This window comes from Corynebacterium sp. HMSC08D02, assembly GCF_001807505.1.
GTDB lineage: Bacteria > Actinomycetota > Actinomycetes > Mycobacteriales > Mycobacteriaceae > Corynebacterium > Corynebacterium pseudogenitalium.
In genome coordinates this window covers 623-26,913 of sequence record NZ_KV789242.1, presented here as the reverse complement: position 1 = coordinate 26,913, position 26,291 = coordinate 623, and the positions used below count along the sequence as shown (strand labels likewise).

At 64.2% G+C, this 26,291-nt stretch carries 21 protein-coding genes, 1 tRNA gene and 1 pseudogene; 15 read left to right on the top strand and 8 right to left on the bottom strand.

Annotated features, from left to right (window positions below; all coding sequences use genetic code 11):
- Positions 1–504: 504 nt before the first annotated feature.
- Together HMPREF3170_RS12080 and HMPREF3170_RS05300 are read right to left on the bottom strand one after the other, a co-directional pair.
- Entirely contained in the window at positions 505–579 is a 75-nt protein-coding gene (locus tag HMPREF3170_RS12080; protein WP_100227335.1) for a 50S ribosomal protein bL37, read from the bottom strand.
- Between the two features lie 131 nt (positions 580–710).
- Positions 711–974: a WhiB family transcriptional regulator gene (locus HMPREF3170_RS05300; protein WP_070362936.1), complete on the bottom strand. Its 264-nt coding sequence runs from the start codon at positions 972–974 to the stop codon at positions 711–713.
- Between the two features lie 463 nt (positions 975–1,437).
- On the opposite strand from HMPREF3170_RS05300, the gene HMPREF3170_RS05295 reads away from it, so the two are divergent.
- Positions 1,438–1,893, top strand: coding sequence for a hypothetical protein (locus HMPREF3170_RS05295; protein WP_240492735.1), 456 nt, complete (start codon positions 1,438–1,440; stop codon positions 1,891–1,893).
- Positions 1,894–1,946: 53 nt separating this feature from the next.
- Here the strand turns inward: HMPREF3170_RS05295 and HMPREF3170_RS05290 are convergent, their stop codons facing one another.
- Entirely contained in the window at positions 1,947–3,158 is a 1,212-nt protein-coding gene (locus HMPREF3170_RS05290; RefSeq protein ID WP_070478286.1) for an Rv3212 family protein, read from the bottom strand.
- Complete coding sequence (locus HMPREF3170_RS05285) at positions 3,155–4,480, bottom strand: DEAD/DEAH box helicase (protein WP_070478284.1); 1,326 nt, start codon at positions 4,478–4,480, stop codon at positions 3,155–3,157. Before HMPREF3170_RS05285 ends, HMPREF3170_RS05290 begins: the two co-directional genes overlap by 4 nt.
- Positions 4,481–4,538: 58 nt before the next feature.
- On the opposite strand from HMPREF3170_RS05285, the gene HMPREF3170_RS05280 reads away from it, so the two are divergent.
- Genes HMPREF3170_RS05280 through HMPREF3170_RS05245 form a run of 8 tightly spaced genes read left to right on the top strand, consistent with a single transcriptional unit; the run spans position 4,539 to position 16,861 of the window.
- Positions 4,539–4,793 carry a DUF3107 domain-containing protein gene (locus HMPREF3170_RS05280; protein ID WP_240492734.1) on the top strand — a complete coding sequence of 85 codons (255 nt, stop codon included), beginning with the start codon at positions 4,539–4,541 and terminating at the stop codon, positions 4,791–4,793.
- A gap of 20 nt (positions 4,794–4,813) precedes the next feature.
- Positions 4,814–5,764, top strand: a complete 951-nt coding sequence (locus tag HMPREF3170_RS05275; protein WP_083290883.1) for a DUF3152 domain-containing protein — start codon at positions 4,814–4,816, stop codon at positions 5,762–5,764.
- A gap of 54 nt (positions 5,765–5,818) precedes the next feature.
- Entirely contained in the window at positions 5,819–6,562 is a 744-nt protein-coding gene (locus HMPREF3170_RS05270; protein ID WP_070478283.1) for a hypothetical protein, read from the top strand.
- Between the two features lie 18 nt (positions 6,563–6,580).
- Positions 6,581–9,643 carry an ATP-dependent DNA helicase gene (locus HMPREF3170_RS05265; RefSeq protein WP_083290882.1) on the top strand — a complete coding sequence of 1,021 codons (3,063 nt, stop codon included), beginning with the start codon at positions 6,581–6,583 and terminating at the stop codon, positions 9,641–9,643.
- Positions 9,636–12,935, top strand: coding sequence for an ATP-dependent helicase (locus tag HMPREF3170_RS05260; protein ID WP_070478279.1), 3,300 nt, complete (start codon positions 9,636–9,638; stop codon positions 12,933–12,935). Before HMPREF3170_RS05265 ends, HMPREF3170_RS05260 begins: the two co-directional genes overlap by 8 nt.
- 10 nt (positions 12,936–12,945) lie before the next feature.
- Entirely contained in the window at positions 12,946–14,043 is a 1,098-nt protein-coding gene (locus tag HMPREF3170_RS05255) for a potassium channel family protein (protein WP_176754828.1), read from the top strand.
- Positions 14,044–14,050: 7 nt separating this feature from the next.
- Positions 14,051–14,812 (top strand): NAD(+) diphosphatase, encoded by a 762-nt coding sequence (locus HMPREF3170_RS05250; RefSeq protein ID WP_070478277.1) that lies wholly within the window; start codon positions 14,051–14,053, stop codon positions 14,810–14,812.
- Entirely contained in the window at positions 14,813–16,861 is a 2,049-nt protein-coding gene (locus tag HMPREF3170_RS05245) for an ATP-dependent DNA helicase UvrD2 (RefSeq protein ID WP_070478276.1), read from the top strand. It begins immediately after the preceding gene.
- A gap of 14 nt (positions 16,862–16,875) precedes the next feature.
- Here the strand turns inward: HMPREF3170_RS05245 and HMPREF3170_RS05240 are convergent, their stop codons facing one another.
- A complete protein-coding gene (locus HMPREF3170_RS05240; RefSeq protein ID WP_083290880.1) occupies positions 16,876–17,715 on the bottom strand; it encodes a hypothetical protein in 840 nt (279 codons plus the stop codon).
- 55 nt (positions 17,716–17,770) lie between these two features.
- Here HMPREF3170_RS05240 and HMPREF3170_RS05235 point away from each other — a divergent pair, with 55 nt between their 5' ends.
- Positions 17,771–18,280 carry a M48 family metallopeptidase gene (locus HMPREF3170_RS05235; protein ID WP_070478274.1) on the top strand — a complete coding sequence of 170 codons (510 nt, stop codon included), beginning with the start codon at positions 17,771–17,773 and terminating at the stop codon, positions 18,278–18,280.
- Here HMPREF3170_RS05235 and HMPREF3170_RS05230 read toward each other — a convergent pair.
- A complete protein-coding gene (locus HMPREF3170_RS05230; protein WP_070478272.1) occupies positions 18,277–19,638 on the bottom strand; it encodes a zinc-dependent metalloprotease in 1,362 nt (453 codons plus the stop codon). The genes HMPREF3170_RS05235 and HMPREF3170_RS05230 overlap by 4 nt on opposite strands.
- 93 nt (positions 19,639–19,731) lie before the next feature.
- On the opposite strand from HMPREF3170_RS05230, the gene HMPREF3170_RS05225 reads away from it, so the two are divergent.
- Positions 19,732–20,820 (top strand): YlbL family protein, encoded by a 1,089-nt coding sequence (locus HMPREF3170_RS05225; protein ID WP_070478292.1) that lies wholly within the window; start codon positions 19,732–19,734, stop codon positions 20,818–20,820.
- Here the strand turns inward: HMPREF3170_RS05225 and HMPREF3170_RS05220 are convergent.
- Together HMPREF3170_RS05220 and HMPREF3170_RS05215 are read right to left on the bottom strand one after the other, a co-directional pair.
- A complete protein-coding gene (locus tag HMPREF3170_RS05220; RefSeq protein ID WP_083290879.1) occupies positions 20,817–21,497 on the bottom strand; it encodes a hypothetical protein in 681 nt (226 codons plus the stop codon). The two genes, HMPREF3170_RS05225 and HMPREF3170_RS05220, sit on opposite strands and share 4 nt — an antisense overlap.
- A gap of 19 nt (positions 21,498–21,516) precedes the next feature.
- Positions 21,517–22,014, bottom strand: coding sequence for a PPA1309 family protein (locus HMPREF3170_RS05215; RefSeq protein WP_070478271.1), 498 nt, complete (start codon positions 22,012–22,014; stop codon positions 21,517–21,519).
- A gap of 175 nt (positions 22,015–22,189) precedes the next feature.
- Here HMPREF3170_RS05215 and HMPREF3170_RS05210 point away from each other — a divergent pair, with 175 nt between their 5' ends.
- From HMPREF3170_RS05210 to HMPREF3170_RS11920, 4 genes and pseudogenes are all read left to right on the top strand, one after another.
- A complete protein-coding gene (locus HMPREF3170_RS05210) occupies positions 22,190–25,084 on the top strand; it encodes a UPF0182 family protein (protein ID WP_070478288.1) in 2,895 nt (964 codons plus the stop codon).
- A 134-nt stretch (positions 25,085–25,218) separates the two neighbouring features.
- Positions 25,219–25,292: transfer RNA gene (locus HMPREF3170_RS05205), tRNA-Met, on the top strand.
- 252 nt (positions 25,293–25,544) lie between these two features.
- On the top strand, positions 25,545–25,664 hold the full coding sequence (locus HMPREF3170_RS11295; protein WP_083290877.1) for a helix-turn-helix domain-containing protein: 120 nt from the start codon (positions 25,545–25,547) through the stop codon (positions 25,662–25,664).
- Between the two features lie 71 nt (positions 25,665–25,735).
- Positions 25,736–26,291: pseudogene (locus HMPREF3170_RS11920) on the top strand (DUF4192 family protein); the annotation flags it as partial.

The window sequence follows — 26,291 nt, the reverse complement described above, 5'->3', positions numbered from 1 at the left end:
TGGTGCTGCTGCTGTTAATTGGTGGTGGTGTTGCTGCTGCGATGTCTGGTGGTCTGCACTTCTAAACAAAGGGTAGTGGGCCGTGGGGCTTGTGATACCGGGAGTGTTCCTGGTGGCACAGGCCCCTTCTTTGTTGTTGTGCGGGGTTCAGGATAGTTCCCCGAAGATCAGTGAAACCGGGAACAATCTTCGTAGACAGTCGTCGCGACTTGGAGAAACGCCGGTGCTGGTCGACCGGAACCGGCCCCAGATGCAAAATGGTTCCCGGGCGTGGGAACTATTTTCTAGTGGCGCGCGGGGCATCAGCAGGTGGCGCACCTAATTCCGGGTTTTGCGGCCCGTCGTTGCGAGAGCTTGCTGGTCGCGTCTGCATGCGGTAGGAATGTGGTGCCCAGCCACCACACAGGCAACCAAAACACCCCGCAATGCCAGCGGACCAGGGCACGAAAAAACTCCCCATCGGCGTGGACTCATGGTCCTTGCCGATGGGGAGTGTTCGCGTTCTTATGCGTTTGGGCGCTTACCGCGGTTCGCGCTCTTCTTGCGACGGTCCTTACGCTTACGGCCACGCTTGCTCATGGTGCCTCCTTTAAAATGCGATGAATTAGGTGCAAACCTAGTTACGAAGTATTCAGTTTATCGTTGTTGCCGCAGTGCGGTGAAATCCCCCGAGGAAATTCTGCGAGAGGCACCGGCAAAAGCCGTAGAGCTTAGGCCGACAGGCGTGCGCGGTTGCGCGCGCGGGCCTTGTTGCGGCGCTTCAGTGCGCGACGCTCTTCCTCAGAAAGGCCACCCCAGACGCCGGCGTCTTGGCCGGTTTCCAGTGCCCACTTCATGCAGTGGGAAGTGACTGGGCAGCGGTTGCAAACAAGCTTCGCTTCAGCGATCTGTGCGAGTGCAGGGCCGGAGTTGCCGACAGGGAAGAAGAGTTCTGGGTCTTCGTCGCGGCAAACGGCTTCGTGGCGCCAATCCATAATAAGTACTCCTTCAAGTTCAGAATGCGTCGTGACTATGTATTTTTGCGCACCACATTTGTCGCCCTTGAGGGGCGTGTTGCAAACTAAGTTTGATTCCATTGCCTGGGCGAGTGCATCGCGTTGCGCGAGACTCCACTTCCGGACCTGGCGTTAACCCTGTGGTGACTTGGGGTTAAGGGCTGTGAAACCAGCCCGTAATTTTTGCTACTCGAGAATGATGGCACGGTTTTGAGCTTTCCGCTAGGGTTCTGGGCAAAAGTGTGATTGGAATCATATGGATTGTATTCATTGTTGCCGCTCATATGTGGTGTGAGTTTCCTGTGATAGAGCGCTCTTAGCGCCCTGAACTGCATATATAAGAAAAGAATTAGCTGGCATATGTGTTCGCTAAGGTCAAATCGGCAATCGTCTGCACCGCAACTGGTGTCGGAATCTGGCCCTGATCATTAGACTCCGTTGTGTGAACAGCAAAGAAAACTCATTGGACCACCCTGGCGTTCCGGGCATGCTGCGGTTCGGAGCGGTCGTCGTGTTGCTGCAGTGCTTGGCGATGCTCGGCTACATCATCATGCTGATCTACGCCCAGATTGAAGGCATTAGCGATAGCAGCATCGAATCGAGTGCGGAAGCAAGCCACTACGTAGCGTTGGGCACAGCGGTGTTCCTTGCCATCGTCTTCGGTTTTGTCGCGTTTGTGGCTATCTCAACGCTGCGGGGGCGGCCAAGGGGCTCGGGCGCGATCGTGCTCATCGAGGCGATCCTGCTCGGTGTGGCGTTTTATATGTTCCTCGGGGGCGCACACCTACTCAGTGCGGCGACGGCGCTTTCGGCGGTGCTCGTGTTGATTACGGTGTTCCACCCGGCGTCAGCGGCCTACCAAGAGGCGATGTATGAGCTGAAAAAGGCCCGCCGCTAACAGAGCTATCAAAGCTACCAAGCGACGGGCGCGGGGGATCGGGGTGCGCGACGTTAGGAGAGGTTCGTGTTGAGAACGACGATCTCCTCGCCGCGCTTTTCTACGATCGTGGTGCCGGCGGAGTCGATGTAAACGGGGCCGGTGTATCCGCCACGATCGACGGGGATGATCTTCTCCACCTTGTTGTCGTCCCAGTTGGCGACGGCGATGCCGGTGTCGGAGGCGTAGAGCAGGCGCTCGCCGGCTGGGAAACCGGTGCCAAGCGCGCCCTGGAACACGCCGGTAACACTCAGGCGGGAGGGTTCCATGAGCAGCAGGGTGTCGCCTTCGTGGTACGTCATGTGGTGGGGCAGGTCGGCGACGGGGAGGACGTCGACAATTTGGTCGATCTTCTGCGGGCCGTCCAGTGGCGGGATTTCGGAGGCGGCGAGGTCGTTGCCGTCCTTGTCGTAGGTGCGGACTTTGTGGCTGTCCGGGTCGTAGATCGCGGCCGCGTCCTGGGACACCGCGACGAGGTAGGCGTTCTCGGAGATGTCGACGCTTTCGTACATCTCGGGCTCACGGGAGTCCTCGGGAGTGGTGTTCTGGAACTTGAGCTTGGGGCCGTCGTCGCAGTACTCCGTGGTCGCCATAATGTCGGTGCGGGTCAGCGCGGAGTTGATGGTGCAGGACTCGGGCTGCATGTCCGGCTCCTGTGGGGCCTCGTTGTAGCCGTACTCGACGGTCTTGACCATGTCGGAGCGCCACAGCTCGACGCGGTGGGAGCTGACGTAGCCGACGCGGTCGTTGGACTGCACACGTGTGATCACCTCGGGTGCGATGGCGGAGCGGGTGCCTGCGTACTCGCCGGTGAGCGCGTTGATCGTGACGACGTCCCCACAGCCAGCATTGTCGCGGTATGCGGCGACGACCTTGTCCCACGCATGGCCGAGCAGGCATAGCTCGTTCGGGCGCTTGTAGGTCCAGGCGGTGTCGCCGGCCGGCGTGGTGGCGGTGATGGTGTCGTCGTTGTAGGTGATGATCATGCCTGCAGCGATCACGGGTTGGACGCCGGGGGAGGTGTCCGGAAGGCGGAAGGCTTCCTCGACCTTCGAGGGGACGACGGCGAGGCGTCCCGCGTTCTCATATTCCTCCGCCGCCGGCTCCAGGTGAGAGCTGCGGATCGGTGCGGTGAAAAACGCGATGGCAAGGAGGATGATTGCGATCGCGGTGATGACTGCGGTCGCGATCAAGTCGTTGCGGGTGCGACGTAGGGGCTGACTCAACGCCGTTTCCTTCCTGGGCGGTTCGTTCCACGTCTCGTGGAGGGTGTTCTCTCGCCCGAGCGTTGCGGGCGTGCTCCGAGCACTTTACGCGGTTTGCCCACCGTGGATAAAGCCGAGTCCGGAATGTCCAGGGCCTCGAAGAGCTCTTCGGAGGTGGAAAACCACGTTGGGGGCTGTGGTTTGTCGAGGGAAAGCTCCTCGTTGATTGCTTCCCATTTCGCTGTTTCGTCGAGGTCGGCCATGGTCACGGCGGTGCCGGAGTGGCCTGCGCGCCCGGTGCGGCCGATGCGGTGGACGTAGGTCATTGGGTCGTCGGGGACTTGGTAGTTGATCACGTGGGTGACGTCGTCGACGTCGATGCCTCGTGCTGCAACGTCGGTGGCGACGAGGATTTCGACGTCCCCTTCGCGGAAGGCGTTCAGGGAGGCCTCGCGCGCACCCTGCCCAAGGTCGCCGTGGACGGCGCCGACGGAGAAGCCGCGCTGGCCGAGGTCGTCGGCGACGCGCGCGGCGGAGCGCTTCGTGCGGGTGAAGATGATGGTTTTGCCGCGGCCGTTGGCCTGCAGGACGCGCGCGAGCACCTCGGGTTTGTCCATGTGGTGGGCGTAGAACACGACCTGTTTGGTGCTTTCGTGGGTGGAGGCGGCTTCCTCGCCTTGCTCGGCGCGGATGTGGATCGGCGTGTTCATCTTGGAGCGCGCCAGCTGCAGGATCTGGCCGGGCATGGTCGCGGAGAACAGCATCGTTTGCAGTTGGTCAGGTAGGGCGGACCACAGCGTTTCGATGTCGGGCAAAAAGCCCATGTCGAGCATCTCGTCGGCTTCATCGAGGACGAGGATCGCGACATGGCCGAGCTGCAGCTCGCCCTGGTGGTAGAGGTCGATGAGACGGCCGGGCGTGCCCACGACGACGTCGACGCCCTTGTGCAGCGCGTCGATCTGCTCCTGGTAGGGCCGCCCGCCGTAGATGGTGGCGACGCGCACCGGGGTGTACTTCGCTGCCCGCTCCAGGTCGTCGCCGACCTGCACGGCGAGCTCGCGGGTGGGGGCGACCACGAGGGCGCGGGGTGTGCCGTCGAGTTCGGCGATGGTGGCGTCGTCAAATACTCGGTCGAGCAACGGGATGCCGAAGCCGTAGGTTTTGCCCATTCCCGTGCGGGCTTGGCCGATGATGTCGCGGCCGTCGAGCGCGAGGGGGATCGCAAGTTCCTGGATGGAAAATGTGCGATGGATATCGAGCTCCTCGAGGGCATCGATGAGTTCGGCGGCGACCCCTAGCTCATGAAAATCGGGTGACTGTTCTCTAGCAGCTGATTTGGACACGCCCTCATCTTAGCTGTAGGCCGTTACAATGGATTGACATCCGTGAAGATGAACAAAGATGAACAACGATAAGGACGGAAACGAACATATGGATATCAAGATCGGTCTTGCAGACACCGCACGTGAGCTCTCCATCGCGATTGCTGAGGGGCATGAGAATGTGCTCAATACGGTGAAGCAGGCGATTGAGGACCAAACTCCGACGGTGACGCTGGAGGATGACAAGGGAAAGAAGTACTTGGTGCGCACCGAGAAGATTGCGTACGTTGAGCTTGGCTCTGCGCAGGCTCGTTCCGTTGGGTTCATGCGTTAAAACCCGCTACATTTACGACCATGAAGAACAATCACGACACCGACGTTTTCGAGGATTGGGACTTTGAGGACGACGGTGAGTTCACCGCGGTAGACCCGGAAGCGGAGGGTCGGCTTGTGCGCTTCGCCCGCGAGTACGGGTGGCGCGCCTACGCGATTCCGGTGTTGGCTGTGCTGACGGTGTTCGTGATTGTGAACATGCTGCAAAACCCCGACGGGGAGGTGTTTGCGGGAAGCGCTGGTGACAGCGCGGTCGAGCAGCCTGACAGTGACGAGGCCTCGCGCACGGTGAGTGTGCTGCCGGAGGGCCAGCAGGACGTACTGCAGTTGCCGCCGGGAGGTCCGTTCACGGAGACTGGCGAGGGCACCTTTTACGAGGTTGGTCACCCTGGGATGCAGGCTGGCAAGGGGGATGAGCTCACGGTTCGCTTCGTTGTTGAGGTGGAGCATGGGCTCGACACGGCACTGTACGGGGGCAATGAGGCCGTCGCCTCGCTTGTCGACGCCACCTTGAGCGACCCCCGTGGCTGGACCAACGACCCGCGCTTCCGGTTTGAACACGTCACGGCGGCCGATGAGCCATCGCTGAAGATTCGGCTCGCGTCCGCGGCGACAACGCGGGAGCTGTGCGGCGTGCACCTTGAAATGGAGACCAGCTGCCGCACCCGTGTGACCGGCGAGGACACGGTCATTTTGAACGAGGCCCGCTGGGTCCGGGGCGCTGCGCCGTATGAGGGGGATCTGGGTCGCTACCGCCAGTACCTGATCAATCACGAGGTTGGCCATGCGCTCGGCTTCGCGCACCACGAGCCGTGCCCGGAAAATGGCGTGCTGGCGCCGGTGATGATGCAGCAGACGCTGAGCTTGAACAATGCGCAGCTGTACTCCTTTGATAAGGAAGAGGTGTACCCGGATAACCAGGACACCTGCAGGTCGAACCCGTGGCCGTACCCGCGCCCGGCAGTGTTGTAAGTGCTGTAGTTGTTGTAGTTATAAACAGGCGACGAGAGGAAGGCGAGCTGCGCTGTGACTATTCCCGAGCATGTGTTGTCGGCGTTTCAGGTTGATGGGGAGGCGGCGTCGACACCTGATGCTGCCTGGGGTGAGGCGAAGAAATTTGGGCGCATTGTGATTTCGCAGGCTGCGCCGACGGCGGCGTGGTCGGGCAAGGTGCGTGAGCGCATCGCTGACCACCTTGAGGGGGTGTACGTTGCGCGTCCGGTGCGTGCGACGGACGGGCGCTTCGTAGTGGCTGGCTTCGTGGCCAACGAGTTCTCGCCCGGTGCGCCGGCAGCCCGCGTGGATGAGGCCGTGGCGGCGGCGCTTGCGCTGGAGCGCGCGCTGCAGCAGGCCGAGGTGGCGCAGGAGCTGCCCGAGCGCGATAGCTCTGACGTGATCGCAGAGGCGGATCGCGGCGCGTGGAAGGGGCACGAGGATGCCAGTGCTGAGGGGCTGTGCGTGGCGCACGTGGACGTGCTCTCCCACACGCTGTTTTCGGGCTACGCCGCGCCCGTGTTGACGGATCTTGTGCCTTCGGCGCGGCTTCGCCCGAGGGGGTACTCGGCTGCCGTCGTAATTGTCGACGCTCTGCTCGCCGGGGCTGTCGATCCGCGAATCGTGGAGCGCTGGTCCCACATTCCGGACCTTGTGTTCCTGGCGGGGCGCGCGTTGGATTTCCGGATGCGGATGGCGCAGCACGACGGAACGTTCCAGAATGCGAACGCGCGTTCGAAGTTTTCGGAGGTTTCCGAGCTCCTTATGTCCCGCTAACATGCCACAATGGTGGGCATGAATGACCAGCAGTCCACCACACCCCGCGCGTTTTTAGTCCCGCGCGAACACCAAGCGCACGATAGAACGTGGTCGCAGCCACTTCCCACCGAGGGGTTATGGAAGGTAACCGGCCAGGCGGGTTCGGGGGTGACCAGCTTTCTCATCGATACGTTTGTGGCGTCGGCGAAGCGGCAGTCGGACGCGGAGGGCGTCTTGTTCTTGACGGATTCGAAGGAGTCCGCCGCGCGGATCAGGGCGGAGATTTCGGAGCGGCTCGCTGATACTGACTTTGTTGCCGACGGCCCGATGGTGCGCTCTGTGCATTCCCTGGCGTTTGCCGTGCTGCGGGAGCAGCAGGAACAGCTGCGCCTGATTTCTGGCGCGGAGCAGGACGCGGTCATCCGCCAATTGCTGCAGGGGCACGCCGAGGATGGCCGGGGGAGCTGGCCTGCTGAGCTGCGCCCGGCATTGCCGATGGTGGGCTTTGCGCGCCAGCTGCGTGACTTTTTGCTGCGCGCGATTGAGCGCGGGCTGGACGCTGAGCAGCTCAAGGTGCTCGGAGCCCGCTACGGGCAGGGGATTTGGAGCGCGGCCGGTGACTTTTTGGAGGAATACCAGCAGGTCATGGCGCTGACCGGGACGGTGCGTTACTCGGCATCCGAGCTGATTGCCAGGGCGCTCGACGTGCCGCTGGGGCGGACGTGGCACACCGTGATTGTGGACGACGCCCAGCATCTCTCGCCCGCAGCGGCAAAGTTCGTGCAGCGCCTGCTACAGGGGGCCACACTCGGGGTTGTGGGTGGTGACTTGGAGCAGTCCGTCTACCAGTTCCGCGGGGCGAGCCCGGAGTTCTTTGCCACGCTGGGGGACCTTGAGCACACGGTGATTGACTTGGGGCAGACGCGGCGTGCGCCGGAAGTCTCGGTGGCGCTAGCGCAGACGCCGACGGCGCAGCTCGCGGCGGTGGCGGACGCACTTCGTCGCGCGCACCTCGAGGAGGAGGTCGCGTTTCGGGATATGGCGGTCATTGTGCGTTCGTCAGGGATGATTGAGCCATTCCGCCGCGCGCTGTTGCACGCGGGCGTGCCGGTAGCCCTGAATCCGACGGATGTGGTGCTCAGCGAGCAACGCATTGTTGCCTCGCTGCTGCTTGGGTTGCAGTCGCTGTACACACCGCTGACGGTTGAGCAGTGGCGTGACCTGCTGCTTGGGCCCATCGGTGGTACGGACCCGGTGACGCTGCGCCGCCTGTTGCGCGGCCTGCGGCGTTGGAAGCCGGACTCGCGCGCGGAGGAAACGCTGCGTGACCTTGTTGTTTCCAAGGCAGAGCTGCCGGATTTCGGCGAGGTACTCACTGACCGTGAGCTGCAGATGCTGCACCGCATCCGCCAGGTGTTGGATGCCGCCAGGGAGGTCTACGACGCTGACGGCAGCGTCGAGGAGGTGTTGTGGGCGCTGTGGAACGCCACGGGTTTGGCAGATCACCTCACTGCGGTTGCGCTTCGGGGCGGCACGACGGGCTCGCAGGCTGACCGTGACCTGGATGCGGTCATGGCGTTATTCGACGCCGCCGGAGACTTCACTGAGCGTAAAACCCAGGGTGGGCTCGAGCTGTTCGTGAACAGCATGTTGGAGCAGGAACTGCCCACCGGTGTGCGCGATCGCCGAGCGGCCACGCCGGACGCAGTGGCGCTGTTGACCGCGCACGGTGCGGTGGGCAGGCAGTTTAGCCGTGTTGTTGTTGCCGGTGTGCAGGATCTCGAGTGGCCGAGCCTGGGCGAGACCGGCTCGATTTTCGGCCAGCAGGATCTGGTGGACCTGGTTGACCACGACGTGGATCCCGCTACCCCGGTGTCGCACTTGCGCGAGCGCCTCGAGGAGGAGCGTCGCCTGTTCCACGTGGCGTTGACCCGCGCGACGGAGCGCGTCCTGGTCACGGCCGTCGACCAGACTGACGGCGAGGAGGTCATCGAGCCGTCCCGGTTCATTGAGGAGCTCTGCGAGGAAACCGGCATATCCCCGCAGCTGGTGACGCTGTCCGCGGAGGACGCCGCGGCTGGGGATGGCGGTGCGGAGGCCACGGTTGTGCGCGTACTGTCCCGCGATGATTTCCTGGGGGAGCTACGCCGCACACTCGCGGACGAGGAACACAGTACGGAGGCAGACCGGCGCCAGGCCGCGCGCCAGATTGCGCGGCTGGTGGAGGCCGGGGTGCCGCTCGCGGATCCGGAGCAGTGGTGGACCACCACGGAGCCTTCGACGGATGAGCCCGTTGAAGGGCAGCGTTCGCTGTCGCCGTCGAGGATTGAGGCGCTGTTGAAGTGCCCGATGAGCTCGGTGCTCGAGCGCACTCTCGGTTTTGATAGCTCGATGCCGATGGTGATCGGATCGATCGTGCACGCCTACTTCGAGGCCCTCGGCCGAGGCGTGCCGGAAGAGCAGGCGCGGATGCACACGCTGGCCACGTACCGCGCGATTGTTGACGCCCCCGCGTGGCAGGCCGAGGCTCAAGTCCGCGACTTCGAGGCGATGCTGGAGCGCACCAACAAGTGGTGGGAAAACCGCGCGAAGAAGTTCGAGGTTGTGGGCATGGAGGTGCCGATCTCCGTGCAGGTCGCAGAAGATGTCCATATCCGCGGGCGAGCCGACCGGTTGGATAAGGAAGAAAGCGGCAGCGTGCACATCGTTGACCTGAAGACTGGCTCGACGATGCTCTCCGTAGATAGCGCGAAGGAGTGCGAGCAGCTTATGGCGTACCAGCTTGCGCTGAGCCATGGGCAACTCATCGGTGAGGGCGACAATCTTCGCGTTGTGACGTCCACCGATGGGCAAGAGGGCCTGGACGTTGGTGGGGCGGCGCTCGTGTACTCGAAGCACGGAACGAACGCCGCAACCACGCGCGAGCAACCGCGCAAAGAAGAGGAAGAACTCGAGTACTTCACCGAACTCATTGCACCGCTGCCCGGCAAGACAACAGGGCCGCAACTCGAAGCGCAGGCGGGCAAGCACTGCGATTACTGCGCTGTGCGCGCGCTGTGCCCGGTCCAGATCGAAGGGACGATGATTTACAATGGCTGATTTCACACCCCAGGAACTCTTCCAGGCGCTCGGGGACGCATTTCCCCCTAGTAGCCAGCAGGCCGACGTAATTGGTGCCGAGCCGGGACCGATGCTGGTCGTGGCCGGTGCTGGTGCGGGCAAGACGAAGACGATGGCGGACCGCGTGGTGTGGCTCGTCGCCAACGGGTATGTGCGGCCGGAGGAAGTCCTCGGCTTGACGTTTACCCGCAAGGCGGCCCGCGAGCTGGGGCAGCGGATCCGGAACCGGCTGCAGGCGTTGGCTCGTCACCGGGAGCTCGTACGGGAGCTTGATCCTTCGGGCGCGCTGGCGGAAAGCTTGGAGGTTATCGCGCCGACTGTTGCTACGTATGACTCGTACGCGGGCGAGCTCGTTCGCGACTACGGGCTGCTCGTCCCGGTGGAGCCGGATGCGCGCCTGATTACGCAGGCTGAGCTGCACGCGATCGCCGTCGAAGTCGTGAGCAATTACAACAAACCACTCATCGCGGAAGGTGCCCCTGCCCCCGCGATGAGCACAGTGGTGGAGGACATACTGAAGCTCACCACGGCGATGGGCAATGCACTGGCAGACCCAAACGATATTTACGAGGCCGCGGAGATCTTCCTGAAAGAGACGGAATCGCTGCCGAAGTCGCCGCGGAGCAAAACCGAGTTCTGCAAGACCATGACGGGGTGGCGCAACAAGCAGCGCCAGCGCCAGTTGATGTTGCCGCTGGTTGAGGAGCTTAACGCGGCGCTGCGTGAGCGTGGTGTGGTCACGTTCAACGAGCAAATGAACATTGCGGCCACGCTCGCGGAGCAGCACGCGTCCGTCGGTGCTGCGCAGCGGCAGAAGTACCGCGTGGTCATGCTCGACGAGTACCAGGACACCTCGCATTCGCAGCGAGTGTTGCTGCGCAGCCTGTTCGGCGAGGGGCAGGACCCCACGTTGACGGTGACTGCGGTGGGCGACCCGATGCAGGCAATCTACGGCTGGCGCGGGGCGACGTCGGAAAACCTCGCGGCATTCGTGGAGGATTTCCCTGCCGCGGGCGGTGTACCGGCGCAGAAGAAGCAGCTCACCATCTCCTGGCGTAACCCGAGCAAGGTGCTTGAGATGGCGAACCAGGTCTCCACCGCGATCCTTGGCAGCGGGGAAGATCGAGCCGTCGCGCCTCTGGAGCCACGCAAGGACGCTGCGGCAGGCGACGTGGAGATGCAGTTCTTCCAGCGGGAGGAGGAAGAAATTGAGTTCGTTGCCGACGCGCTGCAGCAGCAGTTTGAGCAGGGCGGTAAGCTCTCGGCCGCGGTGCTGACCAGGAAGAACAGGCATGCGCAGCCGATCGCCCAGGCGCTTGAAGCCCGTGGTGTGCCGTATGAGATCGTGGGGCTCGGCGGCCTGCTGGATACCCCGGAGGTGCAGGACACGTTGGCTGTGGCCACGATGTTGGTCCGCCCCGAGGATTCTGAGGCGGCACTGCGCGTGCTGGGTGGGCCGTCGGTCGGGCTCGGGCTAGCGGATATGGAGGCGCTCGCCGCGCGTGCCAAGAACCTGCAAGCCCGCGCGGACGGTCCGGCCGCGGAGGAGGAAGCAGCCAGGCCGGTGCCCGCGGACCCGGAGGAGCGCCTCATCGAGGAGCTGACGCAGCTTGCACTCGAGGCGGAGGCGCTGAAGATGCAGTCCGCCAAGCCGGCGGGCCTGGCGGACGCGGTGGCGGACCTGGGCGAGCCAGAGCGCTACAGCGAGGACGGCTACAAGCGCCTGCAGCTGCTGGCGTCGCGGCTGCGACAGCTGCGGCGCAATTCGCTGGGCAAGCGGCTCAGTGACCTGTTCGCGGACATCATCGAGGTCTTCGGTATTCGCGTTGAGGTGCTGGCGCGGCGCTCGTCGGCAGGCACGGTGCACTTGGACCAGCTGCTGCACTACGTCGAGGAGTACCCGGGCACGAGCGTGGAAGCGCTGCTGGACTACTTCGAGTTGGCGAAGCAGCAGGAAGACGGGCTTGCGCCGGGTAACGTCACCGTGCGCGGGGACCGCGTGCAGATCCTGACGGTACACAAGGCGAAGGGCCTGGAGTGGGATACCGTCGCTGTGTTGCACGCGGATAAGGACACCTACAGCTCAAAGATTGAGACCTTCCTTGCCCAGATCCCGTTCCTGCAGCCTGAGACGTTCGGTGACCCGGACATCTACGAGGAGTTCGCAGAGGTAGAGCACCGCACGCAGTTTAAGAACGCTGCCAATGCGTGGCGCAAGCACATCGGCGAGGACCTCGCTGAGGAGCAGGCGCGCCTGTTCTACGTGGCTATCACACGTACGGAAAACAGGCTGTTGCTTACCGGGTCGAACATCTCTCTGGGCGGCAAAAAGAATACGAACGGGCCGTACGAGCACTTCGCGGCGTTCGAGGGCCTCGAGCTGCCGGAGCAGGTCGAGGACGAGGATGCGGAGAAAACGGTACAGCAGCCGGAGGTGGCCGTCGGCACGTGGCCTGTGCAGTCCTACGAAGCCGCGCACGCCGCCAGTAGTCAGGCCACTCGCCCGAGTGAGCTGGTCAGGGACGCGCTCGAGACCGAAATCGCGCCCGCGGCCGGCGAGCTCTACGAGCTGTGGGAGCGCGACGCCACCGCGCTCATCGAGGAACACAAGGCGGCGCAGTCGCCGGACGTGCCCGTCATGCTGCCTGGTGAGCTGACCGCCTCGGATGTGGTGGCCATGCAGGCGGACGTGGAACAGTTCGCGCGCCGGGCACGTCGCCCGGTGCCGTTCAAGCCGAACCAGTACGCGAAGCGCGGCACCGCATTCCACGAGTGGATCGAGGATTTCTACGGTGCGCACCCGCTGCTCACTGAGGACGAGCTGCCGGGTATGGGCGAAACGGAGGTAGACCCGTCGACGCTGCAGAAGCTGAAAGCCAACTTCGAGAACAGTCACTGGGCGTCGAAGACGCCGACGCATGTGGAGTGCCCGTTTGAACTGGCGCTCGGCAAGGCGGTGGTGCGTGGCCGCATGGACGCGGTCTTTGCGGACGGCGACGGCTGGGTCGTGGTGGACTGGAAGACCGGCACGCGCCCAGTGGGGGCGGCAATGGAGGCAGCGAAGCTGCAGCTTGCCGTGTACACGGAGGCGTGGAAGCGAATCGCTAACGACGGCCGCCCAGTGAAGGCCGTGTTCTTCTATGTCCGCGATGGAAAGGACTTCACCGCGACGGAGCTTCCGGATGCGCAGCAGCTGACGAAGTTGTTGGAAGATGCAGCAAACGGCGCAACTTCCGGTACAGTTTCACGCCGTAGTAGCGAGGAAGGATAGCGGAGTGAAACTGCCGTTTGCGTTGTCATGGAGTGACCGGTTCCGTGCGGATGCGGATCCGTCGGAAATACCGGTGCACACCCTGCTGGATGTCGTTCGGATTCCGTCGGCGGAACGCACCACTCCATGGGCGTTGATGGCAAGGCGCTTCGGCTACGCGGCCATGTTGGTGTTGGCCGTGGCGACGGTGGTCTACTTCGACAAAGAGGGGTACACCGAGCCACTGACCTTTATCGACGCCCTGTACTATTCGGCGGTTTCGCTCTCAACGACCGGCTACGGCGATATCACGCCGGTGACGCAAAGCGCGCGCCTGATGAATATCTTGGTCATCACGCCGTGCCGTGTGGCATTCCTGATGCTCTTGGTCGGTACGACGTTGTCGGTGTTGACGGAGGATTCCCGCAAGACGCTACAGATTCAGCAATGGAGGAGAACAGTGCGCAATCACACCATCGTTATCGGCTACGGCACGAAGGGCAGGTCCGCGGTGGATGCGCTGCTCGCGGGCGGTACCGCCCCGGGCAACATCGTTGTTGTTGATGATGACGCCGTGGTGCTGTCGAACGCCGAGAAGCGCGGCCTGGTCACCGTCCACGGCAACGGCACTCGCTCGAGCGTGCTGAAGGTCGCTGGTGTGGCGCGTGCGCGCTCAGTTGTGGTGGCGCCGTCCTCGGACGATACCGCGGTGTTGGTCACGCTGTCTGTCCGTGAGTTGGCGCCGAGCGCCATGATCGTTGCCAGCGTCCGTGAGAGTGAGAATCAGCACTTGCTGATGCAGTCGGGCGCGGACTCGGTGGTGGTCTCTTCCGAAACGGCGGGCCGCCTGTTGGGCATCGCGACGGTCACGCCACCTGTGGTGGAGATGATGGAGGACCTGCTCAGCCCGGACGAGGGCTTCGCGGTTGCGGAGCGTCCGATCGCGGACGACGAGGTCGGGGCGAACCCGCGTCACCTCGCCGACATTGTGCTGGGTGTGGTGCGCTCCGGTGAGCTCTACCGCATTGACGCCCCGGAGGCCGAGACGGTTGAGCCCGGCGACCGCCTGCTGTTCGTGCAGATGACGCAGCCGACCCCGCTGACTGAGCGCACGCGCCCGACGGAGTAGGCGGCCTATGAAGCGGTTCATTGCCTTCGATGCCGCCGGCAGGTTTGTGCTGGGAGCAGACGGTGCACCCGCACTTTTCGACGCCCACTCCGCCCAACCCCACGCCGAGAACACGGTGCACGTCGGCGACGATGTGTGGGCGGTGCTGGTGAGCGAGGCGCAGCTTGAGGCATTGGGCGAGCGCTTCGGCACTTGCCGCAGCCACGCAAGCGACTATCTTGTTGCGCGCGGGTTCGGTCTGTTGCGCAACCAGCGTCAGCTGAGCTTCGACCCGCGCGATGGCAGCGAAGTCACCTGGGGCGAGGCGGGCATCGTTGCGCGTGGTGCCAGCGGGAAACCGCTGTTTCCGCGTATTGACCCGTCGGTGATCGGGGTGGTGCAGTCGACGGACGGGGAGCGGATTTTGCTTGGGGAGAACGCGCGCCGCCCGGGCTACTTCACGCTGATCGCGGGATACATCGACGTTGGCGAGACCATCGAGGATGCGTTCGCGCGTGAGGTGTGGGAGGAAACGGGGCGTCGTGTCGGGGTGGTGCGCTATGTTGGGTCGCAGCCGTGGGCGTTGTCGGGTGCGCTGATGTTGGGGATGGTGGCGTCGACAAGTGATGTTGATGCTGTGGGCCCCTTGGATGGGGAGCTGACGCAGCTGCGCTGGCTGCGCCGCGACGAGCTGGGCACTGTCACGCTGGCGGTGCCGGGGACGATTGCGCGGCGGATGATTGACCAATGGGCTCGTGGAGAGTTCAACGAGGAACGGAGAGGAACGTAAGTGGCTGTAGATCTGAGCTTGCTGGATGAGGATCAGCGGATTGCAGCGACCGCTCCTCGTGGCCCGGTGTGCATCCTGGCCGGCGCCGGGACGGGTAAGACGCGCACGATTACGTACCGCATCGCGCACATGATTGACCAGGGCACGGTGAGCCCGAACCGTGTGCTGGCGGTGACGTTTACGCAGCGTGCGGCAGGGGAGATGCGCGACCGTCTGCGCACGATGGGCATTGGCGGCGTGCAGGCGCGCACGTTCCACTCGGCGGCGATGCGGCAGCTGCGCTACTTCTGGCCGCAGATTGCGGGGGATCTGCCGTGGCGGCTGCTGGACAACAAGTTCCCGCTGGTGGGGCGGGCGGCTCGCGCAGCCGGGCTGGAGTCGGATAAGGAGATGGTCCGCGATCTGCTGAGCGAGATTGAGTGGGCGAAGGCGAGCGTGATCGGCGCGCAGGACTACGTGGACCGCATCGCGGATACGAACCGGACTCCGCCGACGGATCCGAAGAAGGTCGCGGAGGTCTACCGGCTGTACGAGGAGGCGAAGACGAGCCCGGAAGGCATGCTCATCGACTTCGACGACCTGCTCCTGCACGTCGCGGGTGCCCTGGAGAACGCGCCGGCGGTGGCGGAGGAGTTCCGCTCCCAGTACCAGTCCTTCGTGGTGGACGAGTACCAGGACGTGACCCCGCTGCAGCAGCGGGTGCTGGAGGGCTGGCTTGGGCAGCGCGATGACCTGACGGTGGTGGGGGACGCGAACCAGACGATTTACTCCTTTACCGGCGCGACCCCGGATTACCTGCTGAACTTTTCGCGCACCTACGAGCACGGCACGGTGGTGAAGCTGCAGCGCGACTACCGCTCGACGCCCGAAATCACGGAGCTGGCCAACGCGGTGATCTCGCGCGCGACGGGCAGGGCTGCAGGTACCAGGCTTGAGCTGATCGGTATGCGGGAGTCCGGCCCGCAGCCGACGTTCCACGCCTACGACGACGAACCGACGGAGGCCCGCGAGGTTGCCGCGGCGGTGCAGCGCCTGATCGATTCCGGGGTGCCGGCCAAGGAGATCGCGGTGCTGTACCGGATTAACGCGCAGTCGGCGGCGTTTGAAGCCGCACTTGCGGACGCGGGCATCGTCTACCAGGTGCGCGGCGGGGAGGGATTCTTCCAGCGCGGTGAGATCCGCGAGGCGCTACAGACGCTCGTGGCGGCAACCCGGCGCCACGACTTGCCGGATGACCCGGTGGTGGTAGCCAAGGCGGCGTTCGCCCCGCTCGGGTTGACGCCGACGGAGCCGGAGGGTGCCCAGGCCCGGGAGCGCTGGCAGGGGCTGCGCGCACTCGTTGACCTGATCGAGGAGATTGTGCACACGAAGGAGGCCTCGAGCCTGGAGGACGTGCTGCGCTCGTTGCGCCAGCGCGCGGAGGCGAAGCAGCCACCGGCGATTGACGGGGTCACGCTTGCCAGCTTGCACGCGGCGAAGGGCCTGGAGTGGGATGCGGTCTTCCTCGTGGGGCTGGTGGAAAACACGCTGCCGATCTCGCACGCGATCAAGGCGGGCGACGAGAACATCGAGGAGGAGCGCAGGCTCTTCTACGTCGGCGTGACTCGTGCCCGGGAGCATCTGCAGTTGTCGTGGGCGCTGGCCAGGCAGGAAGGCGGCAGGAAGTCGCGGTCGCGCTCGCGCTTCCTGGACGGGCTGGTGCCCGAGCTTGAGGCGGAGGACACCCCGCAGCGGTTGAAGCAGACGCGCCGCTGCCGGGTGTGCGGCAATGTGCTCTTCGCCCCGGCAGATAAGGCGTTGGGCCGACACCAGGATTGCGACGCCGACATCGACGAGGACGTCTATCAGGCGCTGAAGCGCTGGCGGCTGAAGACGTCGCGCGCGGCGAAGCAGCCGGCCTACATGGTGTTTTCCGACGCCACCCTGCTCGCCATCGCGGAGACCATGCCGGAGGACGAACAGGGTCTGCTCGCCGTGTCGGGGGTGGGGCCGGTGAAGGTGGAGCGCTACGGCGCCGAGGTTCTGGAAACGTTGGCGGAGTTCCGCTAGCCGCGACAAACCACCTAGAAGCACAGCGGGCAGTCGGGGTGTGGCTGCAGGCGAAGCGTCTTGAGTGGGGTGCGGTTGAAGGGGTCCACAAGCAGGGTGTCGCCGGTGCGGGGGTCCGGGGCGGATACGCCCGGCGGGTCCGGCAGCTGGCAGATCCGCCGGACCAGGGTTGCTGCGGCGGCCACGCCTGCCTGGACCACGACCGGGTCCGGGTTGCGCACACCCGCGGGTGCTGCGGCGGCGATTGCTGCCCACTGCGGGTCGCGCTCGAGGAGGTAGTGTTCGCGGCAGATCAGGCATGGGCCCTCGACACCGACGGCGTAGGGGCCGACGAGGACGCGGGCGTCGATCTGCAGCACCGGAATCACGGGGCCGGTGCGGTGCCGGGTGTACGCGGCGAGTGCCCGGGTGCGGTGCGCCTGGTCGACGATGATGAGCGGGAGAGGCGAGGGGGCGTCGAAAAGAAAGCGGGAGAGTGGCTGGGTTGGATCGGGGGAGCGCACGTGGATGCCGCTGGTGCGTAGTGTTTCTGCCAGCGTGTTGGCCAGCGTGGAGGTGCCGATCAGCAGTACCGCGGGGCGGGCGACTTCGACGAGGACGCGGTAGGCGATGAGGTCCTGGATGAGGCTTCGCACGCCATCCGCGTCCATGGAAACCGCCAGCCGGCGAACCACCTCGGTCAGTGGCCGCGGCGTCGACAGTGAATCGAGGGCGGCTGCGACCGCGCGGGCGTCGCCGACTTCGATGATGCCGCTGCGTGTGGCGTCGAGCCCGAATTGCAGCGCGTGCGGGCCCCTGCTGAGTACCTGTACCCCCATGGCCAGCGCAATGACAGTATCCGACTGGTTACACATGCTTCCCCCTGATGCCCCTGTGGCTGTGTCGGTTGTACAGCATACAATCTTCGGCATGCAAGAGTCGGAGTTTGAGTATCGGGTGATTCGCTCGCCGCGGCGCACGCACACTGTGCAGGCCCGGCTTATCGACGGCGTCGTGGAAGTCCGCATCCCAGCCAGGTTCAGCGAGCGCGAGGAGCGCGAGGCGGTGGCCGAGATGCTGCGGAAGATCCGGAGGAAGACTCGCCACCAGCACGTCAGCGACGCCGACCTTCAAGCCCGCGCGGAGGCGCTCAACGAGCAGGTGCTTGAAGGGCGGGCGAAGGTGGGCTCGATACGGTGGGTGTCGAACCAGACGAAGCGGTGGGGAAGCTGTACCCCGTCAACGGGCACGATTCGGATCAGTGACAGGCTGCAGCACGTGCCGGGCTACGTCCTCGACGCAGTGATTGTGCACGAGCTGACGCACACGTTCATCCCGGGGCATGGCCCGAAGTTCTGGGCGTGGGCAGACAAAGCACCCCTCGCGGAACGCGCGAAGGGCTACCTTGAGGCCTACCAACGGTTCGGCGGGGAAGGCTAATCCTCGTCGTTCTTGCGCAGCTCCTCTTCCAGGCGGGCGAGCTCTTCGTCGAAGTTGTCGTCGGAGGAATCGTCCAGCAGGGTGTCGATGAACGCCGCCGGGTTGGACAGGTGCTCGGGCGCTGGAAGGAAGTCCGGGTGGTCCCAGACCTGGTCGCGGCGGGCCTGGCCCACGGCGTTTTCGACGCGGCGCCACAGCTCGGCGGCCTCGCGGACCTTCGGGGCGCCCAGCTCGATGCCGACGACGTTCGCGAACGCGCGCTCCGCGGAGCCACCCGTTGCGCGGCGGCGGGCCCACGCCTCGGCGAGCTGCGGCGTCGACGGGATACGGTCCGCCAGGGAGGCATCGGTGACAACGTCGACCCAGCCTTCGACGAGCGCGAGCAGCGTCTCCAGGCGGGCGGTGGCAGAGGCGTTGCGGGAGGTCACGCGCGGGGAGAGGTCCGCGCCCTCCAACTGCTGGAGCGCCTCCTGGATGGCTTGTGGGTCGGCGCTTTCCAGGTTCAGGCCGCGCGCCATCTCCTCGAGCTGCGAGGTATCGATCTCCAGGCCTGCCGCGTACTCCTCAACGGAGGAGACGAGGCGCTCGACGAGCCACGGCACGTGCTTGAACAGGCGCTGGCGCGCAGCCTCGCGGGCCACGATGTAGACCAGAACCTCCTGGCCGGGGATCTCGAGGCCTTTGGCGGCGGCGGTGACGTTCTTCGGCAAGATGGCTGTGACCCCTGCTGGTGCGACGGGCAGGCCGAAGTCGGAGCCGGTCAGGGCTTGCTCGGCAAGGTCGCCAAGGGCGTGGCCGAGCTTGACGCCGAAGTTCATGGCGTTCATTTGCTCCATCATGCCGACCATCGGGCCCATCATCTCGCGGGCCTCGGCGGGCATGGTGTCGCGCTGCGCGCGGTTCATCTGCTCCGCAACGGGGTTGACCAGGCGCTTCCACATCGGCATGGTTTCAGCCAGCCAGTCGTCCGCGTTCCACGTGCGCGGCTGGGCGTTTGCGGATGGCAGCGTAGTGGCGTCGTCAAGCCAGAGGTCGGCGAGGCGTACTGACTCCTCAACCGCGGTGCGATCCCCCGCGGAGACCGCAGCCTTGTCGCCGACGTGCTGGCGTGCCATGCGCAGTGCCATTTCGAAGTTCACGGACTCGCCCTCTGTGCGGGCGTTCATCGTCGAGCCCATGCCGGAGAGCATCTGCCCGAACTGGTTCAAAATATCGCCCAAGCCACCTTGGCCACCGCCAACGTTGCCCCCGAACCCGAACGCGGCGAACGGGTTGTTCTGCTGGTTGCGACGCTCGTCGTCACCGTTGTCACCGTCGTTGTCGTTGTTGGGGAAGGTAAATCCGAATCCATTGCTCATAGGCACCACCCTACAGTCGTGTGCGCAGGTTGTGTTGGGTGCAAGCGGGAAAATCGCAACGCTGTGGGCGAACATCTAAGATTTGTGGGCGTGATGAACGCCGAGCAAGAACAAGCACAGGCACAGCCGCGCAGCCGCCGCCTCGCCACGATTGTGTGGGGCGCCATCCCCCTTGCGGTGCTGGCCGCGGCGCTGAGCCTCGACCATATTCCTGGCACCGATATCTCCCTGGCCGTGCCGTACGCGGCGCAGGGCCCGGGGCCGACGTTTAACACGCTCGGCGATGTTGAGGGCGTGCCCGTCGTTGAGATCGAGGGCGCGGACTCCGACGAAACGGAGGGCAACCTCAACATGACCACGGTGTCCGTGCGCACCAATATGACGCTGGTGCAGGCGCTGACCCGCTGGATCACCACGGATGACACGATTGTGCCGCTGGAGCAGATCATGCCTCCGAATACGAACCGGGAGGAGATGAAGCAGCGCAACCAGGAGGCATTCGTTGCTTCGGAGTCGGCGGCGACGATCGCCGCGATGAACTACCTCGGCCGCCCGACGACAGTGGTGGTTCACGAGGTGATGGAGGGCAGCGCCGCGAACGGTGCGCTGCAGGCGGCAGACATCATCACGAAGGTCGGGGGGAAGGACGTCTCGCAGCCGCGTCAGGTGCAGCAGATCGTGCGCGAGCACGCCCCCGGCGACCGGCTCAGCGTCGACGTGCTGCGTGACGGCGCGCCGCACACGGAGGAGATCACCCTCGGCGCGAATCCGGAGGATAAGAAGGTGCCCATGTTGGGGATCTTGATGACGTCCGCTCCGGCCGACGGCGTGCAGGTGACCTACAACCTTAACGATGTGGGCGGGCCGAGTGCCGGGATGATGTTCTCGCTGGCGGTGATCGATAAGCTTTCGCCGGGTCTGCTCAACGGCGGGAAGTTCGTGGCCGGAACCGGCACGATTGATGAGTCGGGGGAGGTCGGCCCGATCGGTGGCATCTCCCATAAGATCGCAGGTGCCCGCGACGCAGGCGCGGAGCTTTTCCTCGCGCCCGAGGGCAACTGCGCGGAAGTCATGCGCACGGACAGCGGGGAGATGCAGGTCGCGGCAGTCAAAACGCTTGATGACGCCGTGAAGGCCATGGACGCGTTCGCCCACGGCCAGCCGGTGCGCAGCTGCAGCTAGGACTCAGACTCGGTGGAGGTGGTTGCCTCCGCAGGGGTGGTGGCGCCCTCCGGGCGCTTCGCCAGCCCGAGCTTGTAGATGTGTTCGCGCGGGCCTTCGCGGTCCATGGTGAGCAGCTGCTTCATAATCTGGCCCTTGTCATTATCAATGACGGTCACCACGGCGGAGGACCCAACCGTGGACCAGCCGACCACGAAACGGCCGGTGTCCTCCACGACCTCGCTCGAGCGCAGCTCGGTGAGCACCTGCGTACTCGTGGTGGCGACGGACTCGGACTCCATGAACTGGAACTGGCCCATCTCGGAGCTGCTGCAATCGAACGCGTCCGGCAGGCCGGTCGGGGTGCAGCTGTCCAGCTTCTCGAAGAACTCGGGCGGAGCGAGCGTTGAGAACTGCTTGGCGACCTCAGCAACGCCGTTATCGTCCTTCTTCGCAGTGCTCGTGGTGCTTGTCGACGTCCCCTCCGTCGTAGCCTCCGCGGACTCAGCCTCAGACGCAGACTCCGACGGCGAAGGCGACTCCGTGGTCTCAGTGGTGGAGGAGGCCGGTGCCTCCGTCGTGGTCGGTTCCTCCGATGGCTCGTCCTTGCCACCGCACGCGGTGGCTACCACCAGCGCCATCGCCAGCACCGCTGGCGTACCGACGCGCCGACGCCAAACGTTCGAAAATGTAGCCACGTTGTGCTCCTTTAACCTCTTAGGACAGCTCATCAGGGTCTTGTTCCAAACCGTAGCGTAACGCAGCAATAACATTCGGCGCCACGTTAGGCCCACCGCGAAGCTCAATATCATCCTGGGCGAACAGGCCGCGCTCCTCCAGCTCCTCCTCGGTTAGGCGCATCTGCAGCAGCGTCTGCTCGATGCCCTCCTCGCGCAACACACCGGAGAAGAGGCGCGCCGGGCGCGGCGAGGGGTCGTCGCTGCTGGTGTCCCGGAACATGATCTCCTGTGCCAGCACGGCTCCCTCCACCGCGTGTGGCCAGGCGACACGTGCCACGTACTCCGCCAGCTCCTCGGAGCCGGGGCGGATGTTGTCCGGCAGGTTGTCCTGCACGACGAGGGTCAGGGGCGAAGAGGCGTCGTCAACCTCGAGTTGCTCGAGCTCGTCCACAAGCAGGGAGGAGGGCACGAGTGCGAAGAGCGTTGGCCCTTGGTCCCAGCCTTCCGCGTGCACGAACTCGACGGCTTCGGACATGGCCTTATTTAATGCTTGTTGGTTGAGCACGGGAACCCTTCTGTCAGTTCAGGCGTTACACTTTTTAAGGTAGAACCTTAATACGCGTACTAAGACTATTTCGAAGGAGCAGGATTTGGCCACCCGCCTCAGCCAACCACAGCCCCACGCGAAGAAACAGAACTCCGGACTTGCCATCACCATTGGTGTCCTCGGTGTATTGCTGTTTTGCATCCCGATCCTGATCGGTCTCTACACCGATTTTCTTTGGTTCGGGGAGCTTGATTTCCGTGGGGTCTTCAACCGCGTCATCGTGGCGCGCGTGGTGTTGTTTGTAATTTTCGCCGCCGTCGGCGCGCTGATCACCTATCTCGCCGCGTGGTGTGCGTGGCGGAACCGCACGAAGGAAGCCTTGAGCTTCGAAGCCGTCGTCGGCGACACGCGGACCAAAGTGAACCTGCAGCAGGGCGTTCGCACGCTCTTGGTGTGGGTTCCAGTCGTGGTCGCGATCTTCTCCGGCCTGGCAGGGCAGCGCCTGTGGCGCACGTTCATGCTGTGGTTCAACGGGGAATCCTTCGGCGTGAATGATCCGCAGTTTGGCAAGGACCTCGGGTTCTACGCCTTCGCGCTGCCGGGTATCACCGCGATTATCGACGGCCTCTCGCTCCTGCTGCTCGTCGCCTTCATCGTTGGCGCGGTGGGCCACTACTTGCTGGGCGGCATCCGCATCGGCAATAAGGTCAGCGGGGTGCCGGGCCACATTTCGACGTCCGCTCGCGTGCAGCTTGCCGTGACCGCGGGCCTGTGGATGGTGCTCAAGGCAGTCAGCTACTGGCTGGAGCGCTACACCCTCCTGTACTCGCAGAACGACATCTTCACCGGTGCGTCCTACACCACGGTCAACGCCTCGTTGCCGGCCAAGGTGATCCTGACAGTCATCGCAGTGCTTGTCGCGGCGGCGTTTTTCGCGTCCGTTGTATATAAGGACTTCCGAGTTCCTGTGATGGCTGCGGTGCTGATGCTCGTGTCCTCGCTCGTGGTCGGCGGTGTGTGGCCGGCGCTGCTGGAGCAGTTTTCGGTCAAGCCGAACCGCCAGTCGAAGGAAGCCGAGTACATCGCCCGCAACATTGAGGCCACCCGCTACGCGTTCGGCTTGACGGACGAGCAGGTGAAGTACCAGGACAACTGGGGCGCGGAAAAGGTCTCCAACGACAAGGTTGCGGACGACGCCGCCACGATCAGCAACATCCGCCTGCTGGACCCGGAGATCATTTCCCCGACCTTTACCCAGAACCAGCAGCTGCGTAACTTCTACGGCTTCCCGGACCAGCTGGCGATGGACCGTTACGAGGTTGACGGCAAGATGCGCGACTTCGTCGTCGCGGCCCGCGAGATGGACCCGAACGCGCTGCGCGAAAACCAGCGCGACTGGATCAACCGCCACACCGTGTACACCCACGGCAACGGCTTCATTGCAGCGCAGGCGAACCGCGTTGACGAGGCCGCGCAGGACGCAGGTTCCACCCGTGGTGGCCTGCCGATCTTCACTGTTTCCGATTTGCAGACCAACGCGATCGCTGCTGAGAAGGACCAGGCAGACGAGCTGGGCATCCAGGTCGACGAGCCGCGCGTCTACTACGGCCCGGTGATCGCCTCTGCGAACGACGGCCTGGACTACGCCATCGTCGGCGATAACGGCCAGGGCCCCGTCGAGTATGACACGGACAGCTCCACCTACACCTACCAGGGTGAAGGTGGCGTCAACATCGGCAACTGGGTCAACCGCATCGCGTACTCCGCGAAGTACCAGGAGCTAAAGTTCCTGCTGTCTGACCGTGTTGGCTCCGAGTCGAAGATTCTCTACGACCGTGACCCACGCGAGCGCGTTGAGAAGGTCGCGCCGTGGCTGACCACCGACTCCAAGACCTACCCGGCCGTGATCGACGGCAAGATCAAGTGGATCGTGGACGGCTACACCACGCTGTCCCAGCTGCCGTACGCAACGCGCGAATCACTGACCGATACGACGCAGGACGCGCTGAACCCAGACGGGACTACGCAGCGCCTGCTGAACAACAACGTCGGCTACATCCGCAACTCCGTCAAGGCGACCGTTGACGCCTACGACGGCACGGTGGACCTCTACGCATTCGACGAGAACGACCCTGTGCTCAAGGCATGGATGGGCGCGTTCCCAGACACCGTGCGCCCGGCAAGCGACATCTCCGATTCGCTGCGCGACCACCTGCGTTACCCGGAGGACCTGTTCAAGGTTCAGCGTGAACTGCTGGCTCGCTACCACGTGAACGACCCAGGCGTGTTCTTCAACAACGACGCCTTCTGGTCCGTGCCGAACGACCCGACCGCGCCGGAAGGCCGCAAGGAGCTCAACCAGCCTCCGTACTACGTCGTCGCCGGTGACCCGGAGACTAACCAGCCTTCCTTCCAGCTGATTACGCCGTTCCGTGGCCTGAACCGTGAGTTCCTTTCCGCGCACATGTCCGTGTCCTCCGACCCGGAGAACTACGGCCAGATCACCGTCCGCGTGCTGCCAACCAACACGCAGACCCAGGGCCCGAAGCAGGCGCAGGACGCTCTGATGTCCTCCGATCAAGTGGCGCGCGACCGCACCCTGTGGCAGGGCACCAACGACCTGAAGAACGGCAATCTGCTCACCCTGCCGGTTGGCGGGGGAGAGATCCTCTACGTGGAGCCGATTTACTCGCAGCGCAAGGACCAGGCATCGGCCTTCCCGAAGCTGCTGCGCGTGCTCGTGTTCTACCGCGGCCAGGTCGGCTATGCGCCGACGATCTCCCAGGCGCTGAAGCAGGTTGGCATTCACTCTGAGGCCGCCCAGGACATCGACATCGTCGACGACAAGGGCAACACGAAGCCAGCCGAGGAAGCACCAGCCGACGGCGAGAAGGCCGAGACCCCAGCACCAGCAGCTGCCGGTAACAAGGACGAGGCGCTGAACAACATCAACGACGCGCTGCGCAACCTGGAAGGCGCACGCAACGGCTCCTTCGAGGAGTACGGCAAGGCGCTCGACGAGCTGGACCGCGCCGTGAAGGAATACCAGAGCATGTAACCCTTCCCGTGTGACAGCCTGAATCCCCTGCGAATCCGTGAGGTGCGCAGGGGATTTGGTGTTTGAAAGAGGTATGCGTATAGTTATCACTCGTTGCCCGTTAAGGCAGCAGGTGAAAATCAAATATCACCCGACGCGGGGTGGAGCAGCTCGGTAGCTCGCTGGGCTCATAACCCAGAGGTCGTAGGTTCGAATCCTGCCCCCGCTACTAAGATAAGGCCCCTACCAGTGCAAATGCTGGTAGGGGCCTTCTTCATTTTGTGAGCGGATCACCTTTTGGTGCACTAGCTGGTGTACTAGGGTCAGAATCCTGCACCAAACGGAGCTGCGACGCTCCAACGAAGCGGCGCAGGTTTTCGGGGCATTGCTTAGTGATTGCGAGGTCGGCGGCAACGAAGGAACGCCACGGGAGCCGGCAGTTCGGGGGGTCTGCCTATCTCGGGGGTGAGACTGCTCAACCGTGGCGTTCGGGAGAAAGCTTATTGAGGGCGGCAAGTCCGTCAGCGCAGTAGCCAGGACACTCAACGTCTCGCGGCCGACGATCTATCGCGCTCTCAAGCGCATCGACACCGACGCTTAAGCACAGGCTGCGTCGCTAGCGCTCGCACCCGGCGAGAAGGCATCAGGCTGCGCTAGCGACGCTCGGCACACATGAGTGCTGCACTGCTGGGATACGCCTGCGATCGGCAGAGCCGGGCCGAATACGGGATTGACCACATACACCCCGTATTCGTGCAAAGGAGCACTGCCATGTCCACTCATTCCCACACGCTTGCATCCCACGGCGAGATCCTCGCGAACCTCCCCGGCATCCTCGGGTTTTACCCGAACAACTCGCTGATCCTCGCGTTCTTCGTCGACGACGAGGGCGTCGACACCGTCCGCCTCGGCCCGGTCGCGCGGTTCGACCTGGACGAAGCTGTTGCAAAGCTCACCGAGAGCCGCGAGCGGTTCGCAGCGTGGGTCCACCACCTCGAACTCGACGCTGTTATCGCGTACATGATCAGCGATGACATTGCGCAGCCGGTCTTCGAGGAGACGGCAACGTATCTCACCAGCGGGGCAGTGCACCTACCGCCGCTGCTCGGGGTGGTGCAGGTGCCTGAGATCGTCACCGGGGCTGCGTGGTGGTCCGTGTATCAGCATCCGCTCATCGACGAGCCGCGCCACGGCGTTGTCGGCGAGGTCGCCGCATCGGCGGCGCTGC

What these genes read in the sequence shown, in the direction of transcription:
- HMPREF3170_RS05225 (WP_070478292.1), top strand. Translation starts at nt 19,732, where the DNA reads ATGAACGCCGAGCAAGAACAAGCACAGGCACAGCCGCGCAGCCGCCGC.
- HMPREF3170_RS05280 (WP_240492734.1), top strand. Translation starts at nt 4,539, where the DNA reads ATGAACAACGATAAGGACGGAAACGAACATATGGATATCAAGATCGGT.
- HMPREF3170_RS05235 (WP_070478274.1), top strand. Translation starts at nt 17,771, where the DNA reads ATGCAAGAGTCGGAGTTTGAGTATCGGGTGATTCGCTCGCCGCGGCGC.
- HMPREF3170_RS05300 (WP_070362936.1), bottom strand. Translation starts at nt 974, where the DNA reads ATGGATTGGCGCCACGAAGCCGTTTGCCGCGACGAAGACCCAGAACTC.
- HMPREF3170_RS05275 (WP_083290883.1), top strand. Translation starts at nt 4,814, where the DNA reads ATGAAGAACAATCACGACACCGACGTTTTCGAGGATTGGGACTTTGAG.
- HMPREF3170_RS05265 (WP_083290882.1), top strand. Translation starts at nt 6,581, where the DNA reads ATGAATGACCAGCAGTCCACCACACCCCGCGCGTTTTTAGTCCCGCGC.
- HMPREF3170_RS05260 (WP_070478279.1), top strand. Translation starts at nt 9,636, where the DNA reads ATGGCTGATTTCACACCCCAGGAACTCTTCCAGGCGCTCGGGGACGCA.
- HMPREF3170_RS05240 (WP_083290880.1), bottom strand. Translation starts at nt 17,715, where the DNA reads ATGTGTAACCAGTCGGATACTGTCATTGCGCTGGCCATGGGGGTACAG.
- HMPREF3170_RS05215 (WP_070478271.1), bottom strand. Translation starts at nt 22,014, where the DNA reads ATGTCCGAAGCCGTCGAGTTCGTGCACGCGGAAGGCTGGGACCAAGGG.
- HMPREF3170_RS05250 (WP_070478277.1), top strand. Translation starts at nt 14,051, where the DNA reads ATGAAGCGGTTCATTGCCTTCGATGCCGCCGGCAGGTTTGTGCTGGGA.
- HMPREF3170_RS05230 (WP_070478272.1), bottom strand. Translation starts at nt 19,638, where the DNA reads ATGAGCAATGGATTCGGATTTACCTTCCCCAACAACGACAACGACGGT.